Genomic DNA, 18364 nt, shown 5'->3' with positions numbered 1-18364 from the left:
CGGGCAGATTACCCATACTATTTCCCGTACTCCAGCACCCGGAACGTGCCAGGCACGATGCTGGGGCGTGGGCGCGGCACATCAGTGGTGGCGGGGGGGGTAGGGCCCAGGTTAGCGGTGCAGGTAAAAATGTGGTGCGACTTGGGGTCGATGGCGATGGTGCGGGCACCTTTGGCCGTGGGCATGTTGGCCACCACGGTGTACGTGGTGGGCGAGTCCTGGTGGATGACCGTGAACGTGCCCGCGCCGCCGTTCGAAGTCACCACATTGTTGGTGCTGGGGTCAAACACGGCCCCATCGACGCCGGCACCGATGGGCAGCACGGCGATTTGCTTGCCGGTTTTGCTGTCGGTTACTATCAGCTTCTCGTTGTGGCAGGCGCTGAAGAGGCGGTTGGTTTTGGGGTCGTAGCCCAGGCCGGTGGGCTCTTCGCCGGGGGCCAACTTGTGGCGCTGGCGCACGGCCAGGGTTTTGGCATCGAACTCGATAACTTCACTCTTATCCTCCACGTTGGCGAAGATGTGGCCCTTGCCATCGGTAGCAGTGGCCTCAATATCGCCGCCCAGCTCGGCGGTGCCTTCTACGGCGCCGGTGGCGGCATTCAGCACGGTGCTCTTGCCCCCGTTATTACTAAATAAGAACACGCGCTTGGAGAAGGCGTCGTAGAGCAGCGCGTCAGGCTTGAGACCCGTGGCGATGGGCGCGCCGATGGGCTGAAGCGTGGTCAGGTCAAACACGACGCAGGTATTGCTGCGGCCGCAGGTGATGTAGCCCCGGTTGGCGCTGGGCACCACCTCAATGCCGTGCACGTTCGGCGTGTTCGGGATGGTACCGATAACCTTGCGGGTCTTCAAGTCCACCACCTCCACCTGGGTGCCGTGCGAGAGGTAGAGGCGCTCGCCGGCGGGGTCCACGTTGAGGTAGTCCCAGCCACCCTCACCGCCCACGGCAATGGTATGGAGCAGGCGGTAGGGCGCCGTTTGGGCCAGGGCCGCGCCGCTCGGCAGGGCCAGCGAAGCCGCCACGGCCACTATTATTTTTTTCATGGAAGCAGGTCGGTTAAGAGCAGATGCCGCAAGGTGCGCCGTAATTCTGTGGCGAAGCTGTGGGTAGGATAAGCATTGGATGAAGGCGGCGCCTGAGTGAGTGAGTCGCTGGCTGACAAAGCCCTCGTATCATCATAACTCGCTAGGCAACCTTGTCTTTTTTACTGCTAAAACTAAAAAATGCCCTACTAATTCTGGGATAGTTGCAGTACTTACACAGCAGCGCCTAACGCATTTAAGACTAGGATACTTACGTGCGTGAAAAGCCGAGCCGTGCCAGGACTGGTACCTGCCACCGGCACCTACTTTGACGGCTAACGCGCGATAACTTACCAAGAATCTATTGACTAGAAGCACGTTAACTTCGTATGTGCGAGCTCCGCACGATAAGCGCGCCCTTTTAGCTGCCCCGCAGTGATATAGCAGCGGCCCCCTACCCCCCCTTTTTAGCCCCACTGCCTAGTGAGCGACGAGATTACCGACGAGATTACCATCGTGAAGAACGAGGTGGGCATCGCCAAGCCCACCATGAAGCGCTTCGCCGTGAACGTGGCCTCGCTGTTCAGCGTGCAGATTGCTAATTTCCTCTTGCCGCTGCTCACGGTACCCTACGTGGTGCGCATTATCGGCCCCGAAAAGCTGGGCTTGCTCAACTTCTCGCAGGCCTACGTCACGTATTTCAGCTTGCTCATCAACTACGGCTTCGACATGGCGGCCGTGCGCAGCATTGCCGCCAACCGCGACGATAAGGAGGCGACCAACCGCATTTTCAGCCAGGTAATGGCGGGCAAAACGTTGCTCTGGGTGCTCTCGACGGTCATTTTCGTCATTGTCTCGCTGTCTAACCCCGAGTTTAAGCAGCACCTGTTTTTGCACGTGTGCACCTACCTGGTGTGCATCGGCACGGTGCTGTCGCCGTTCTGGCTCTACCAGGCCATGGAAGATTTGGGACGGGTAGCGCTGTTCAACCTAGCCGTGAAGCTCATCTTTTCGCTGTCGGTGCTGCTGCTTATCCGGCAGGCCAGCGACTACTTCTACCAAAACCTGGCCATCAGCGTCTCGCAGATTTTGGTGAGCGTGGGGGCGCTCTACGTGGCCATGCGGCGGTTTAACATTCGGTTTCGCTGGCCCACGTTTCCCGAGCTGCGCACTCGGTTTCGGGAAGACCGGACGCTGTTTTTCTCGTCCGTCACCATCACTATCTATGCCAGCTCCAACATCTTCATTCTGGGGCTGATGAGCCTACCCTACAACGTGGGCATCTACGCGGCCGGCACCCGGCTGGAGGGCATGGCCGAGTCGTTTGTGGGCCTGGCGCTCAACCAGGCCTTTTTTCCGATTGTGGCGCAGGCCTTTGGGCAGGGGCGCGAGCAGGGGCTGCGCATGGTGCGCAACACATTTTTCCCGCTCTTTATTCTGATGAGCATCGTGGCGGTGGGGCTGTGGCTGGTGGGGCCGTTCGTGCTCACGCTGCTCTACGGCGCTAAGTTTCAAGATGCCAGTACTATCCTGCGCATCGTGTGCGTGCTACCCCTCATTATCGGCCTCAGTAACCTGCTGGGCCTGCACACCATGCTGAACCTGCGCATGGACCGGGCCTTTTTCATGGTGACGGCCGTGGGCTCGGTGGTGGGGCTAGCGCTCAACTGGCTACTGGTGCGGCGCTATGCCCACGTGGGCGCGGCCTACGCGCTGGTGCTCACCGAGTTGTACATCACCCTGGCTATGTACGGCTACCTACGCTGGAAGGGCATCAATGTCGTGAAGCTCTCGCACTTGCGCGAGGCCATTGCTTTTACTAAAAATCGCGTGCAAACCCTTAGAAATAGATAAATTATGGAAACAGTTGCCGCAGTTGTGGTTACCTATAACCGCCTCGCCGACCTCAAATTATGCCTCGATAGCCTGCGCCAGCAAAGCCGGCCGCTCGACGCGCTATTTGTTATCAATAATGGCAGCACCGACGGCACCGCCGAGTGGCTGGCCACCCAGTCCGACCTGGCCCTGACGACCCAGGCCAACCTGGGCGGCGCGGGCGGCTTCGCCACAGGCATCAGCACGGCGTATGCGGCGGGCCACACCTGGCTCTGGTGCATGGACGACGACTGCCTGGCTGCGCCCGACGCGCTGGCCCGGCTGCTGGAATCGCCCAACCTGGGGCCGTGCATCAAGAACTCGATGTCGGTGAGCGCCAGCAATTCCGAGGAACTAGCCTTTTTCGTGGACCGCCCCAACCGCGCCTACCGCAAGGTAACCGACATGACGGGCCAGGACCTGGTGTACGGGGTAGCGTCGTTTTTCAACGGCACGCTCATTCACTCCGAAGTAGTAAAAGCCATTGGCATCCCGGATAAGGCGCTCTTTATCTGGGGCGATGAGGTGGAGTACATGACACGGGCCCAGAAAAATGGCTTCCCCATCGTGACAGTGCCAAGCAGTGTGTTTTACCACCCCGCCTCGTTCGACCGCGACGGCATTCCGTGGCCGGCCGCCTGGAAGCAGTACTACGCCGTGCGCAACCAGCGCCGGGTGCTGCAAAACCAGTTCGGCAATACCATTGGCCGCTTGCTGTTTGCGAGCTGGGCGGCGCGCGCCACCTTTCAGCAAGCCGTGGCCAAGCGCAGCAACCGCCTCTACAACTTCCTACTCTACGGCGAGGCCACCATGGACAGCCTCACCAACAACTTCCGCAAGCGGCCCGACACCATCCGTACGCTTCAATTCTACAAGTGGAGACACAGAAGTAATTAACAGTAAGCAATTACTGGATGGCCTACTGGCTCGTGTAGCCAATTACGCCATCCAATAATTGCTCACTATTCACTGCTAATTACTTATCCGTGACCTGCATGCTCACCCGGCGGTTGATGGAGCGGCCTTCCTCGGTATCGTTGGTGGTAATGTTATCGAGGGAGCCGAAACCTACGGCCGTGAGGCGCTCGGTGGGCACACCCATACCCACGAGCGCGTCTTTGGTAGCGGCGGCGCGCTCGCGGCTCAAGCGTAGGTTGCTAAGGGGGTTGCCCGAGCTATCGGTGTAGCCGCCAATCTTGATTTTAGCCTCCGGAAAGCGCTTGAGAATACTGGCTACGTTGGATAGCTGCCACAACGACTCGTTGGTGAGCGTGGCTTTGCTCGATTCAAAGTAGATGCGGTCGAAGCCAATCCAGTCCTTGGTGGGGTCCACGAGGTCCACTTCCTTGGTGGGGTCAATCAGAAATTGGTAGAGCTTGCTTTCGGTAGAGGCCGCGCCAATTACCTGCCGCAGGCCGTTTTTGAGCTTCAGCACCACCGGCACCGCCGCTGCGCTGCGGGCCGCGTCGGCGCCCGTGCCCGTGCGGCTCACTACCGGCAGGGCCGTGTATTGGCCGCCGGTGGGGGGGGTAGAGGCCAGCCCATCGGTGGGCGTGGGCGCGGCGGCGGTGTCTACCGAAGCAACTTCGGCACTGCTGGTGCGCGTGCCCACAATGTAGCCAAACTCTCCTAGTGCAAGCAGGCTCACGGCTAGCAGTAGGATGTTGGAGGGCGCGGACAGCCAGGAGGCCGAGCCGCTGGCGCCCGTGGCGGCCAGCACCGGCGCGGCGGCCACTGCCACCGGCGGCACCACGCCGGCTACCTGGTAGGGCCGCAGCCACTGGTTCAGCTCCTGGGCCGACCAGTTATGCGTGGCCACCAGGCGGCCCATAATGGCCAGGGCCGCCGCGGCCGCCACCTCCAGCAGGCGGCCGACGGTGGCGGTTTGCACCTGGGTTTCTTTCACTACGCCGTGCACGGTACCGTGGTAGCGGTCGTCGAGCACGTTGCGCACCAGGTCGGCCCCTTGCTGGCCGGCGTCGGGGGCAGTGCCCGCCTCGCTGGCCAGGTTCCACACTACTTCGCGGCTGCCGTGCTGGCCAGCAGTTTCGGCAAAGGCACTCAGCACTACCTCGCTTAGGCGCGCCAGGGCCGTGTGCACAGCCGCCGGGTCTTCGCCAGTCAGGCCATTGGCTTGCAATAGGTTATGGTCGCGCACGAAATTCTGGATTTCGTGCGGCATATCTTTTAGCGTAATCATGGCAGAAATGGGCGAAGAGTGAGTAGTGCTACTTTTTATTGTTTTATTACTACGCAATGTACGGCGCAAGGCAGCTCTCAGATTGACAAAATCCAAGAAATGGCGCGGCGCGCGAAAAATAAGTTTTGGGGCAGGCGGCACGACTGGCCTGGCCAGCCCAAATACCCCAAATCAGCTAATAATCAAGGTACTTTTAGAGCTGCTCGACTTTACCGCCGGGGTACACCACGAAGGTGGCACTGTCGAGCACCACCGCGCCCGACTTGTTTTTGAAACGAAAGCGATGCACCAGCTCGGTGCCCAGGCGCGTGGTATCGGAAACACCGATAAAGCTGTTGGCGATGACCAGCAACGAATCGTTATGCTTGTTGGCCTTGCCATACAAGGCCTCAATAGCCTTGTTGCGGGCGGGCGGGTCGTGGCGGGCCAATGACGCCTTGTAGTTGGCCAGAGCTTGGTTGCGCGGCACCAGCGCGTCGTCAAACGCTTTCATAGCCACGACTCCTTTAATAGCCGCCTCGCTCTGGCGGGTGTAGACGGCGGGCTTGCTCCAACTCACTGGCTCATAGCTTGGAAACTCGGTGCCGTTGGTGTGCATGAAGGCTACTACGGCGCGCTGCAAAGAGTCGGCTGGGGTGCCCTCGTTGGCTGCGCCGGTGGGGGTAGCAGCCGTTTGAGGAGCCGACGAGGAATTGCAGCCCGCGGCGGCGAGTAAAAAGAGCAAGGGAAAAGCTTTTCTCATAGCAGGAGGCTTGCGCCAGGTTGGGCCCGGTGGGTAGGGGTAGACTTACGATTATGAAAAGAAATTCATTTTACTGTAAATTCGACTAATCATCAGTTAATTAGTGAATTCTACGGCGGCGAATATGCGCCCGGCGTAACCTCGGCAGCGCCGGACTATACGCGGCAAGTGCTTACCAAGTTTGCGGTTATTCAGGTCCTTTCGAGCTATAATTTGCCTACCTACTAACCTCTTGAGTCGGTAAGCGTACTTCCCGACGTAATCTACTGGAAATAGCCTGATTCGGTTTTAAAATTAAATTTTTTATGGTTTTCGCAAACCGATAGTATAATTTTATCGCTAAATAGTCGCCCTTGCTCTACCACACCACTAGCTTTTACTAGCTTTCAAACTTATGATTTCACCTTTTCGACTACGTTTACTGGTTTACGGATGGCTATTGCTCGGGCTCGGGGGCTGCGTGGTGCAGAACAAGCTACCCTACCTGCAGGGCGGCCGCTATTCTACTACTACCCCCACTTCGGTAGACAATGTGCGGCCCGTGTACCTGCTGCAAGCCGGTGACGTGCTCAGCATTAAGGTGCAGAGTGTGCAGCCGGCGCTAAGCGATATCTTTAACATTCAGGGGCCGCAGACCATTGCCACCGGCGACCCCGGCGTGCTGTACTTAACTGGCTATTCGGTAGATGATACCGGTAGTATTACCCTACCCACCATTGGGCAGGTGAAGGTGCAGGGCCTGAGTGTGGAGCAGGCCCAGACGCTGGTGCGCCAAAAGGTGGGCGCCTATGTGCGCGATGCCAACGTGCTGGTAAAGCTGCTTAGCTTCAAGGTGACGGTGCTGGGCGAGGTGCGCCAGCCGGGGCGCTATTTCATCTATAACCCGCAGGCTACCGTATTGGAAGCCCTGGGCCTGGCCGGCGACCTCACGGAGTTTGGCAACCGCCAGAACATCAAGCTTATTCGGCAAACGACAAAAGGCTCGGAAGTGGTGCTGCTGGACCTCACGGACCCCAACCTGCTGAAATCGCCTTACTATTATCTGCTGCCCAACGACGCGCTCTACGTGGAGCCGCAAAAGGCACGCACGGCCCGCGGCAATGCTAACAACCTGGGCATTGTGTTCGCGGGTATTTCAGCCATCGTGCTGCTTATTAGTTATTTAACTCGCTAACTACCCTGCGAATAGCCTTCGCTAAGTTATCCTAACCTTCCCCTTTCTGCTATGGAAATGCGTCCTGCGCCCTTTGCGGCCGAAATAGACCTGCACGAGCTTTTCTTTAAGCTTCAGCGGCGCTGGCCCCTGTTTGTGGGCTCGCTGCTGCTGGCCGGTGCCCTGGCCTGGGTATACCTCCAGGTGAAAGCTCCGGTGTACGATTTTCAATCGACGCTACTCATCGGCGACCAATCGACGGGCTCGAAGCAGGCCCAGGAGCTGCTACAACTACTTGACAGTAAGCCCAAAGGCCTCAAGCTGGAAGACGAGGTGGGACTGCTCACGTCGTCGGGTATGCTGCGGCGCACCCTGGCCCAGCTGCCTTTCACGGTGAGCTATTACGCCGAGCCCGGCTCGTGGCTAAACCTGGTGCGGCCCTTGCAGGTGCGCGAGCGGGCGGCGGGCGACATGCCCTTTTGGGTGGTGGCCGTGCCGGGCCGACCGCAGATTACGGGGGTACCTATTTACGTGGAGCAACTGGAAGGCGGCAAGTTTCGCATTCATGCCGATGCCAAGCGCGGCGAGCTGCGCCAGCTGGCCACCGGCGACCTAGTGCGCGAGGTGCTGGGCGTGAAGTTTGACCAGACCGTGGCGGCCGGCGACACCCTGCGCAACCCCCTGCTGACGGTGGTAATACGGCCCGAACCCGACCAGCTGGGTGGCGAGGCCAGCGGCCAGTACTTCTTCAAGCTCAACGACCTGAGCAGCCTGGTGGGCGACTACCAGAGCCGCCTCAAGGTGAAGCCCACCGACCACGAGTCGCGCATTCTGGAGCTGAGCGTGCAGGGCACGGTGCCCGCCAAGGAAACGCAGTTTCTGAACACGCTGATGAACACCTACGTGCAGGACGACCTGACCCAGAAAAACCAGATTGGCGGCAAGACGGTGTCTTTTCTGGACAATGAAATTAACAAGCTGGCCGAGTCGAAGTCGAAGGCCGCGCAGAGCCTCAGCTCGTTTCGCTCGGCCAACAGCGTGGTCGATGCGGGCGCGCAGCTGGGGGTAGGGATTCAGCAGCAGACTGAGCTGAACTCGAACCGCAACCGGTTGTCTACCAACCGCCGCTACTACCAAAACCTACTCAGCTACCTGAAGGAACACCGCGGCCCCGGCCAGGCCACGGCCCTGAGCAGCGCCGGCATTGATGACCCGGCCACCACGGGCCTCATTCAGCAGCTATCAGACCTGGGCAGCCAGCGGGCCTCGCTGATTGTGAACGGCACCGAAATCAACCCCCTGGTAGTGGTGCTGGATGAGAAAATCAGCACTACTAAGGAGTTGCTCATCCAGACGCTGACCAGCCTGGTAAACAGCTCGGGCAGCGCCCTGCGCGATGTGGAGCAGCAGCTGGGCGACGTGCGCGGCCAGCTGACCAAGATGCCCGAAAACGAGCGCCAGATGAACAACCTGCAAAACACTAGCAACTTCAACGAGAAGAACTACAACTACCTGGTGGAGAAGCGTAACGAAGCCGCCATCGCACTAGCGACCAACGTGACCGACAAGAAGGTGGTGGACCCGGCCAAGCAGAACGGCCTGGGACCCTCGGCCCCCAAGCCGCTGCTGGTGGCGTTGCTGGCCGTGCTGGCCGGCCTGCTGCTACCCGCCGGCCTGGTGCTGATGCAGGACAAAACCAACCGCCGCGTGCAGAGCAAGGAAGACCTGGCCCGCCTCACCAACATTCCGCTGCTGGGCGTGATTCCGCACGGCACGCCGGAGGATAAGCAGACCATGCTGCACGACCCGCGCAGCCCCATTGCGGAGGCGTTTCGGTCGGTGCGGGTGAATATGCAGTACCTGGCCGCCGGCCTCGACAAGCGCGTGATTGGCGTCACGTCGTCGGTACCCGGCGAGGGCAAGAGCTTCTGCACCGTGAACCTGGCCGCCGAGCTGGCCCAGAGCGGCCGCCGCGTGGCCGTGCTGGAGTGCGACATGCGCCGCCCTACCCTGGCCGGCTACTTCGGCATCGACCCGCGCGCCAAGCATGGCCTGAGCACCTATCTGGCCGGCGACAGCACCCTCGATGAAGCGCGTAGCAACACCAGCATTGAGGGCCTCGACGTGCTGTGCTGCGGCCCACTGCCCCAAAACCCGACCCGCCTTATTGAAAGCCCGCGCCTGGCCGAACTGATGCAGCAGCTACGCGACGAGTACGACTACCTGCTGGTGGATATTCCGCCGCTGGGCTACGTATCGGAATTTCTGGTGCTGCTGCAGTACCTGGACGCCAAGGTGTACGTGGTGCGCCAGAACTATACCGACCGCGCCCTGGTGGCCCAGATAACCGAGATGCACCGCGACCACAAGGTGAAGCAGCTCTACATGCTTATCAACGACGTGCACTTTAGCAGCACGTATGAGTATCGCCACAAGGCGAATGCTTACAAGTACGGCGTGTAAAAGGCTGGCTCTGTCGTTGCGAGCAATTTGCGCATTAAGCAAGGACGCGGCACTGACAAGCGGCGCTACCAACTCAAACTAAAATGGCAGTAACCACCCAAAATCTCACTTCGACCGCCGTGCGCGGGGTGCAGTGGACAACGGCGGCCACGGTGCTAACGGCGGTGCTCCAGATTGGCTACACCGCCGTGATGGCGCGCCTGCTCGACCCCGCTGCTTTCGGCCTAGTGGCCATGGCGGGGGTAGTGCTGCGCTTCGGCAGCTACTTTGCTGAGATGGGACTGGGCCACGCCTTGGTGCAGCGCCTGAACATTGACGACGACGACGTGCGGGCCACCTTCACGGCCTCGCTGGGCCTGGGGCTGGCGGTGGCGGGCATTGCCTGGCTGGCCGCGCCGCTGGCCGTATTCTTCCTGAAAAATGACGCCGTGGTGCCGCTGGTGCGGGTGCAGGCGCTGGGGTTTATCTTGGTGGGACTAGGGTCCACGGCCACCAGCATGCTGCGCCGCGAGATGCGCTTCGAGGCCATTGCCAAGGTGGAGGTAGTGGCCTACATCCTGGGCTATGGGGGGGTAGGCGTGACGCTGGGCCTGTTGGGCGCTGGCGTGTGGAGCCTGGTGGCCGCCAGCCTGGCGCAGCAGTTTTTCGCGGCCGTGCTCAACTACCTGGTGGTGCGGCACTCGCTGCGGTTCATCTTCCAAAAGGCACCCTACGCCCGGCTGCTGGGCTACGGCGGGCGGGTGTCGGTGGTGGGCTTTCTGGAATTTGTGAATGGCAACCTCGACACGCTGCTCATCGGGCGGCTGCTGGGCTCGGTGCTGCTCGGCATCTACAACCGGGCCTACATGCTGCTGTACCTGCCCATGTATTTCCTGACCAATAGCCTGGCGCGGGTGGCCTTTCCGGCGTTCAGCAAGATTCAGGACGACCTGCCGCGCGTGCGGTCTTTGTACCTGACCAGCACCACGCTCATCACGACGGTGGTGCTGCCCGTGTGCGCTGGCGTGGCCGTGGCCGCCCCCGAGCTGGTGGCGGTGCTGCTGGGCCCGCGCTGGGCAGCTTCGGTGCCGATTTTGCGGGTGCTGTGCTTTTCTATTCCGCTCACCATGAGCACCTTGCTGGCGGGCGTAGTGGCCGATGCCCGCGCCAACCTGCACCAGAAAATCATCCTCAACCTGACCTATATGGTGCTGCTGGCCACCTTGTTCTGGTCGCTGAAGGGCTACGGCCTGGCGGGCATTGCGGTGGGCATCGGCACGGGCGAGTTTGTGCGCACGCTGCTCTACATGCGCGTGACGCACAACGACATTGGCATCGCCTACCCCCGGCTGCTGTCCGTTTATAAGCCGGGCCTGCTCAATGCGGCGGCGGTGGGCCTGAGCCTGCTGGTGGTGAGCGCCCTGGTGCGCCCGTTGCACCTGCCTATCCTACTGACCTTGCTGGCTCTGATGGCGACGGGCGCCGTGGCGCTGCTGGCGGTGGTGCTGCGCTGGCCTTCGGCCGAGCTGCGGCCCATGCTGGCCCAGGCGCTCGGCCGGCTGCGAGGCCTGCCGCGCCTACCCCCCCGCGCCCACCCGCACCTGGCCCGCTACCATGCGTTTCTCGAAACTCAGCCCGGCGCATTCTCTTCGGTCGACACCCTTACCCCGCCCCTTACCCCATGAATATTTTGCTGACTTCCCTGCAGGTGCCGGGCGCGGCTTCGGGCGTGCGGGTGCATTATGAGCGGCTGGCGGCACTGCTGCGCGCCCAGGGCCACCACGTAACGGTGGTGACCCAGGACGACCTGCGGCCCTGGGTGCGGCGGGCCATTGGGGTGGGCCGGCGGGTGGTGGGCCTGCTTGGTTCGCTGGGCCGGCGCGTGGGCCTGGAGCTGGGCCAGGCGCTTGAAATCTACTGCGCCATCGACCGGCAGCAGCCCTACGACGTGGTGAATGCCCAGGACGTGAGTAGCGGCTGGGCGGCCCGCCTGGCCCTGCGCGACCAGGTGCCGGTAGTAGTAACCGGCCACTACAACGACCACCCCGGCACCGAGGTGGTGCAGCAGCTGGCCCTACCCCCCCGCGGCTGGGCGGCCCGCTTCGAGGTGCGCTGGTATAACTTTTTGCTACGCCGCACCCGGTTTTTTCTGGGAATTTCGGAGTACGCCCTGCGGCTGACGCAGCCGTTTTTACCGGCCGATGCCCAAACGGCCATCGCCCACAATGGCGTGGACATGGCGGCCTTTGCGCCCGGCGCGGCGGGCGCGCCCAGTGCTGAAACCGACTTACGGGCGCTGTTTCCCGGCCGGCCGATTATCCTGAACATCGGGCAGCTCGAAGCCCGTAAAAACCAGCAGTACCTGGTGGCCGTGGCCGCCGAGCTGCGCCACCGGCACCCCAGCTGCGTGACGGTGCTGGTGGGCAAGGGCGAAGACGAAGCCATGCTGCGCGACCTCATCGCCGCGCAAGGCCTCGAAAACGACGTGGTGCTGCTGGGCTACCATACGCAGGTAGCCGCACTGCTGCACGCCGCCGATGTATATGTGCACACCGCGCTACGCGAAAACTGCCCCTATGTGGTAATTGAGGCCATTGCCAGCGGCTGCCCGGCCTTGGCGTTGGTGGCGGGGGGTAGCCCCGAGCTGTTGGCTGCCACCCCCGAAGCTTCGCTGCCCCAAAGCACCCCGCCCGCCGCCCTGGCCGCCCAGCTAGCCGACTTGCTGGCCGACCCGGCGACCCGCCACGACTTGCAGCAGCGCCAGTACGCCTACGCCCGCACCCGCTTCGACCGGGCCGCGATGGTGCAGGGCACGCTGGCTTTTTACCGGCAGGCAACGGGCCTGGCCCCGGCCCTACCCCCTCCGCTCGCCGTGAAGCGGCCGGCTTCGCAACCAGTATAAGCGGCTGGCTATTGAGTATTCTCTGAGCTTCACTAGCTTTTTATTTCTATGAAAATTCGCCTCAACTTTATGGTCATTCTGCCGCTGCTGGCCGTGCTGGCCACGAATGCGGCGTTTTGGGAGTTTATCTACGGGCCGCAGGTAGACCAGGAGCCGGAGGGCGTGAAGCTCTACACCTACCTGCTGTTTGCAGCCTCGACGGGCGCGCTGGTGCTGTATGCGCGCTACATGGAGCCGATGGTTAAGATTTGGATGTGGGTAGTGCTAGCCGGCATTGGGGGGCTAATGCTGGAATCGTACGCCAACCAGGGCTCGTGGCTGGCCTACCCCCACGTGTTCAGCAAGCTGTTTATGCTGCTGATTATGTTCGGAATTTACGCCTTTCACCGGCGGTTTGGGCTGCCGTCGATGGGCCAGGTTATCGGGGTGCTCACGTTTGTGCTGGCGGCTAATTTGCTGGTTTTTCACCGCGACTCGCTCAGCCTGAGCGCCTTTGCAGAGAATGAGCGGGGCTTCGGCTCATCGTCGGCCTACTTGTTTGTGCTCGTGACCTTGTACTGCCTCAACCGCTACCTGACCCACGGCGGGATACGGATGCTGCTGGGCTTTTTTCTGTGCCTGCCGCTCATCATTTTCTTGCAGCACCGCTCGGTGTGGATTGCCACGGCGGTGGCCGTGCCGCTCGATTTGCTGCTGCTGCGCCGCTCGCCGGGCGCCCGGTTTTCCTTCTCCAAAATTGCCATGCTGGTGCTGGTGCCGGGCATTCTGGGCTCGCTGGGCGTCACGGCCATCGTGCTAAACAGCCCCGAAGTGGTGACCCGCATGCAGGACAACATGGAGGACATGGCCAACGCCGACAAGCAGGGCACCGGCAGCTGGCGCCTCAAGCAGCTGGAGTCGTACATGCCGCTGGTTTACGAGCGGCCCATTGCGGGCTGGCGCCTGGAGGGCTTTGAGGTGCCCATGCAGTTCTACGACCCCAGCAACGACCAGCCGATGTGGGCCGACCGCACCGGGCATCACTTTCACAACTTCTACCTCGACCGGGCCTTTTACTTCGGCATTATCGGCATTTTGATGGTGCTGCTGGTGCCCATTGTGCGCGTTTGGCAGCGGCTGTGGCAGCGCGGCCCCATGCGCCCCGATACGGCGCTGCTAATTGCCTACTTCGGCTGCCTGTTGGTGTTTTCGGCCTCCTACGACTGGTCTACCTACCACTTTGGCCTGCTGGGCCTGCTGCTGGCCGCCCTAGCCGAGCCCGAGCCTCAGTCGGTGTCCCTACCCCCCCTGCTAACCCCTGAGCCCGATACCGAGCCTGTCCCGGCCGAGCTGATGCCGGCTTAGCACCAGCCGCGGCTGGTTACCGTATAGCTTGCTACTACACTACGTTACCTCACGCTTCCCTCCCACCCCGCTTCCTGAATTCAGACTTTTTAGCTCCGCGCATCTATGGCATTTTCTTCCGCTGACCAGCCGCCTGAGGCGCTGCAAACGCCGGTACTGCTGCTGATTTTCAGCCGGCCCGACACTACCCGGCGGGTGTTTGACACCATTCGGCAGGCGCGCCCTACCCGGCTCTACGTGGCGGCCGACGGCCCACGCCCCGGCCACCCCACCGACTTTATTCGTTGCGCCGAAACCCGCGCCGTGGTGCAGGAAGTAGACTGGCCCTGCGAAGTTTTCACGCTGTTTCAGGAAGAGAACCTGAACTGCGGGCTGGCCCCGGTGACGGCCATGAACTGGTTTTTTGCGCACGAGCCGGAGGGCATTATTCTGGAAGATGACTGCGTGCCGGCGCCCAGCTTTTTCCGGTTTTGCCAGGAGCTGCTGGTCCGCTACCGCGACGAGGCGCGAGTAATGCACATCGGGGGCAATAACTTTGGCTCGGAGGCGCAGCAGCCGCCCGCGCCGGGGGCGCCGTCGTACTACTTCTCGACGCAGCGCAACAGCTGGGGCTGGGCCACCTGGCGGCGCGCCTGGCAGCTCTATGATTACCATCTCACTGATTTTGAGGGGGTAGCAAAATCGGGCGAGCTGAACGACAGCTTTACGGGGCCGCTTGAAAAGCGCTACCGCCTGGGCAAGATGGCCGGCGTGCGCGCCCTACCCCAGCCGCCCGACGTGTGGGACTACCAGTGGGAGTACACCATTGCCCGCCACCACGGCCTCTACATTGTGCCGGCCGTGAACCTAGTGGGCAACATCGGCTTCGGCAACGACTCGACGCACACCCACGACAGCGCCGACAATATGGCCGCCGTGCCCGCCCGCGACCTCACGTTTCCGCTGCGCCACCCGGCCGAGGTGGCCCAGGACCGCCGCCGCGATAACCGCCGCTTCAACGAGTTCTTAATGAGCCGGGTAGGCGCCATCGTGCGGCGCGTATTCGCAGGCCAGAAGCCGGTAGCCGCCGGCCTACAAAGCCCCAAAATAAAGCAAAGCGCAGGCTGAGGCGCGGTAAGCTTCAGCTTACTGTGAGTTGACTGACAATACGCAGCCTGAACGATAGTGACTTTTTTCTTAGCATAACTGCCTGTTTAGCTAACTAGGCGAAAAAACGGCAAGCTTTAGCTTACCCTATGCTACCCACGGCAAGCTAAAGCTTACCGCACACTACTTCCTCTTTATGAAGATTTTGCTTTCGGCCTACGCCTGCGACCCTTTGCACGGCAGCGAAGAAGGCTCGGGCTTCAACTGGCTGTGGCAGGTGGCCGCGCTGGGCCACGAGGTGTGGTGCCTCACTACCCCCCGCGGCCGGCCCAACCTGGAGCAGGTGCTGGCCGAGCGCGCCGCCGACCCCGTAGCGGGCCGCATTCACCTGGTATTCATTGACGTGCCGCAAGCGGTGAACTACGCTTATCGCTGGCAGCCAGGCGTGTACCTGCACTACATGGTGTGGCAGTACCAGGCCTGGCGCACGGCGCAGCAGCTCGACGCGCAGGTAAATTTTGACGCGGTGCACCACATCACCTACAACAGCCTGCAAATGGCGTCGTGGCTGTGGCGCTTAAAAAAGCCGCTGCTGCTGGGCCCGATGGGCGGCGGCATGACGGCGCCCGCGTCGCTGCGCCGCTACCTGCCCGATTGGTTTAAAACCGAAACTGTGCGCAATGGTATCAGCAGCCTGCTCACGACGTTTGACCCCAACGTGCGGCAGTCGCTGCGACACGCCTCGCTGGTGCTGGTAGCCAACAGCGACACGGCCGCGCTGGCCCGGCGGCTGGGTGCGCGCCGGGTGGCGTTGGCAATGGGCGCGGCGCTGGCCGCCGACTACTTTCCGGCCGCCTACGCGCCGCGGCCACCGCTGGCGGGCCGCGAACTACGCATTTTGTGGCTGGCCCGGCTGTTTCCGCGCAAGGGCCTGCCCCTGGTGCTTGAGGCACTGGGCCGGGTTGATAAGCGCGTGAAGTTTCACCTCGATGTGATGGGCGATGGGCCAATGGGCCCGCTGGTGCCCGGCTGGATTGCCGAAGCGGGCCTGCAAGACCGCGTGACCTGGCACGGCAGCGTGCCCTACGAAGCCACCCGCGCCGCCTACCTCGGCCACGACCTGTTTATGCTGTGCAGCCTGCGCGACACCTACGCCAACCAGTACCTCGAATCGATGGCGCTGGGCCTGCCCATTCTGACGCTCGACCACCACGGCGCCCACGATTTCATTCCCGACTCGGCGGGTATTAAGGTGCCCGTGCAAACCGCCGATGCCACGGCCGAGGCCCTGGCGCGGGCCGTCGAGCACCTCTACGACCACCCCGCCCAGCTCGAAGCCATGGGCCGGGCGGGCTTCGCCTACGCCGCGCAGTTTGCCCTACCCCGCCTCGTGGCCAGCCTCTACCAGCTGGCCGCCGACACCGCACCCGAGCTGGCCGGCCTGGCCCCAAGGGGTAGTGAACAGTGAGCAATGAGCCATTGCTTGGACTTAGCTAAACAGCCAAGGTCCGCATGAAGCAACCACTGCTCACCGCTCCTTATTCACTGCTCACTGTTCATTACTCACTGCTCACTACTTCTTATGCTCTACATTATTATCCCCGTTTTCAACCGCTGGCGCTACACCCGCGCCTGCCTCGACTCGCTGCGGGCGCAAACCAACCAGGACTTTCGGGTAATTGTGGTCGATGATGGCTCGACCGATGAAACGGCCGCCGCGCTGGCCCGCGCCTACCCCGAGGTGGAGGTAGTGACCGGCGATGGCAACCTCTTCTGGACGGCCGGCGTGAACCGGGGCATTGAGCGGGCATTGGCCCTGGGCGCCGACCGCGTGCTCACGCTGAACAACGACGTGCTGACCGCGCCCGATTTCGTGGCCCAGATGCTGACCACCGCCGCCCAGCGCCCCACCGCCGTGCTCGGCGCCCTAGAGTTTGATGCCGACACCGGCCAGGCCATCTACGGCGGCGAGCGGCTCGATTTTCGGACCAATACCCGCCACGACCTGCTCGACGTGCTACCCCCCAGCCAGCGCACGGGGCTGCACCCGGTCACGTACCTGCCGGGGCGCGGGCTGCTCATTCCGAAGGCGGTAATTGATAAGATTGGGCTCTTTGATGAGCAGCGCCTGCCGCATTACCTGGCCGATTTCGACTACACCAGCGTGGCCCGGCGCGCGGGCTTTCCGGTGTATTGCAACTACGACGCCCAGCTCAGCACCTACCCCGAGGAAAGCGGCCAGACGCTGACCCGCAAGCACCGCAGCGCCAAGGGCTACTACCAGCATTTATTCGGCATTCGGGGCGGGGGCAACATGGTCAATTTCACCCATTTCGCCCTCAAAAACTGCCCCGCGCCCTACCTGCCCTATTTTCTACTGAACGGCTACGCGCGCCGGCTGGTGGGCTACTTTCTGCACTAGATGAAGCTTGCACAACACGCGCTTGGTTGGCTGACGTTGGCCCTCGGCAGCGCGCTCAGCGCCTGCGCCAGCCACCACACCAGCGGCGAGGCCGGGCTGGTGATTACCAAGGGCGGCACCTACTCGGGCCGCTACCAGAGCGCGGCCTCTGGCGAGGCCTGCGTGCGGGTGGCCACCACCGAGCCCGTAGTGCTCGACGGCTGCACGCTCACGGGCCCCGGCAACCTCATCGAGGCCGGCGAGGGCGCTAACCTGACCGTGCGTAACTGCCGTGGCCAGGGCCTACCCCCCACCGCCGACAAGCAAGCGCCCGGCCGCTTTTTGGACGCGTACAAACCCCAGCGCCTGGTGGTGGAACACAATTTTTTCGCCCAGACCAGCGGCATGGTCATCAACCGCTGGAGCGGGACGACGGGCGCGCTCACGGTGCGCTACAACCAGGCCCGCAACGTGGACGGCCGCTGGCGCGATAACGCGGGCAGTACGCATTGCAGCTTCTTGATTTTGAACACGGTGGCGCATTTGCCGGGCATCGAAATTGCCTATAATGAGGTGCTGAACGCGCCCGGCCAGAGCCTGGTGGAGGATAATATTAACCTCTACAACTCGTCGGGCACGGCGGCTAGTCCGCTGCGGGTGCACGACAACTTCGTGCGCGGCGCCTACCCCTACCCCGCCACGGCGGGCCAGTTTACGGGCACCGGGCTAACGAGCGACGGCGACGCCAAAACGGCCGACGCCGCCACGGCCTACGTCGAGGCCGACCACAACCAGCTGGTGAGTACCGGCAACGCGGGCCTGAACATCGCGGCCGGCCACGACATTTATTATCACGATAACCGAATCGTTACCAGCGGCTTATTGCCCAATGGGCAGCGCTTCAACGCCACGCACGCGGGGCTGGGCGTCTTCAACTTTTACAAGCAGCCGGCCAGCGTGTTTTTCAACAACCGGGCCGAGCGCAACGTAATTGGCTACGTGCGCTGGGGCGCCAGCAGTCCCTACCCCGACCGCCAAGACCTAAGCCCCGACGCCTGCGCCACCTGCACCGACACCAGCAGCCTACCCAACCCCATTACGCTGGCCACCGAGCAAAACGAGTGGGCGCTGTGGCAGCAAAAGCTGAAGCGCGCCGGCGTAGCGGTGGGGCCACTGCCGGGCGGCAAAAAATAA

General features: G+C 62.2%; 14 protein-coding genes. 11 read left to right on the top strand and 3 right to left on the bottom strand.

The annotated features are described in order from the left end of the window. Positions 1-17: 17 nt before the first annotated feature. Positions 18-1046 carry a YncE family protein gene (locus E4631_RS03525; RefSeq protein WP_133657381.1) on the bottom strand — a complete coding sequence of 343 codons (1029 nt, stop codon included), beginning with the start codon at positions 1044-1046 and terminating at the stop codon, positions 18-20. Positions 1047-1508: 462 nt separating this feature from the next. On the opposite strand from E4631_RS03525, the gene E4631_RS03520 reads away from it, so the two are divergent. Further along, a complete protein-coding gene (locus E4631_RS03520) occupies positions 1509-2879 on the top strand; it encodes a flippase (protein ID WP_240734649.1) in 1371 nt (456 codons plus the stop codon). 3 nt (positions 2880-2882) lie between these two features. After that, positions 2883-3797, top strand: coding sequence for a glycosyltransferase family 2 protein (locus tag E4631_RS03515; protein ID WP_133657382.1), 915 nt, complete (start codon positions 2883-2885; stop codon positions 3795-3797). A 79-nt stretch (positions 3798-3876) separates the two neighbouring features. On the opposite strand, the gene E4631_RS03510 is transcribed toward E4631_RS03515, so the two are convergent. Both E4631_RS03510 and E4631_RS03505 read right to left on the bottom strand, forming a co-directional pair. Further along, a complete protein-coding gene (locus tag E4631_RS03510; RefSeq protein WP_133657383.1) occupies positions 3877-5100 on the bottom strand; it encodes an OmpA family protein in 1224 nt (407 codons plus the stop codon). A gap of 193 nt (positions 5101-5293) precedes the next feature. Next, a complete protein-coding gene (locus E4631_RS03505) occupies positions 5294-5824 on the bottom strand; it encodes a hypothetical protein (RefSeq protein ID WP_133657384.1) in 531 nt (176 codons plus the stop codon). A 412-nt stretch (positions 5825-6236) separates the two neighbouring features. On the opposite strand from E4631_RS03505, the gene E4631_RS03500 reads away from it, so the two are divergent. The 9 genes from E4631_RS03500 to E4631_RS03460 all read left to right on the top strand — a co-directional run bounded on the left by E4631_RS03500 (position 6237) and on the right by E4631_RS03460 (position 18364). Further along, on the top strand, positions 6237-7016 hold the full coding sequence (locus E4631_RS03500; RefSeq protein ID WP_133657385.1) for a polysaccharide biosynthesis/export family protein: 780 nt from the start codon (positions 6237-6239) through the stop codon (positions 7014-7016). A gap of 51 nt (positions 7017-7067) precedes the next feature. Further along, the gene (locus E4631_RS03495; protein ID WP_133657386.1) at positions 7068-9458 is read left to right on the top strand and encodes a polysaccharide biosynthesis tyrosine autokinase; all 2391 of its coding nucleotides are present in this window, start codon (positions 7068-7070) and stop codon (positions 9456-9458) included. An 83-nt stretch (positions 9459-9541) separates the two neighbouring features. Then, positions 9542-11122, top strand: coding sequence for a lipopolysaccharide biosynthesis protein (locus E4631_RS03490; protein ID WP_133657387.1), 1581 nt, complete (start codon positions 9542-9544; stop codon positions 11120-11122). Next, positions 11119-12339 carry a glycosyltransferase family 4 protein gene (locus E4631_RS03485; protein ID WP_133657388.1) on the top strand — a complete coding sequence of 407 codons (1221 nt, stop codon included), beginning with the start codon at positions 11119-11121 and terminating at the stop codon, positions 12337-12339. Before E4631_RS03490 ends, E4631_RS03485 begins: the two co-directional genes overlap by 4 nt. 48 nt (positions 12340-12387) lie before the next feature. Further along, positions 12388-13683: an O-antigen ligase gene (locus E4631_RS03480; RefSeq protein WP_133657389.1), complete on the top strand. Its 1296-nt coding sequence runs from the start codon at positions 12388-12390 to the stop codon at positions 13681-13683. A gap of 105 nt (positions 13684-13788) precedes the next feature. Beyond that, on the top strand, positions 13789-14790 hold the full coding sequence (locus E4631_RS03475) for a nucleotide-diphospho-sugar transferase (RefSeq protein WP_133657390.1): 1002 nt from the start codon (positions 13789-13791) through the stop codon (positions 14788-14790). Between the two features lie 175 nt (positions 14791-14965). After that, positions 14966-16237 carry a glycosyltransferase family 4 protein gene (locus E4631_RS03470; RefSeq protein WP_133657391.1) on the top strand — a complete coding sequence of 424 codons (1272 nt, stop codon included), beginning with the start codon at positions 14966-14968 and terminating at the stop codon, positions 16235-16237. A gap of 114 nt (positions 16238-16351) precedes the next feature. Continuing rightward, a complete protein-coding gene (locus tag E4631_RS03465) occupies positions 16352-17191 on the top strand; it encodes a glycosyltransferase family 2 protein (RefSeq protein ID WP_133657392.1) in 840 nt (279 codons plus the stop codon). Continuing rightward, positions 17192-18364: a hypothetical protein gene (locus E4631_RS03460; protein WP_133657393.1), complete on the top strand. Its 1173-nt coding sequence runs from the start codon at positions 17192-17194 to the stop codon at positions 18362-18364.

It is taken from the genome of Hymenobacter sp. UV11 (genome assembly GCF_004684095.1).
Lineage (GTDB): Bacteria > Bacteroidota > Bacteroidia > Cytophagales > Hymenobacteraceae > Hymenobacter.
This window is presented reverse-complemented; position numbering and strand designations above follow the sequence as displayed.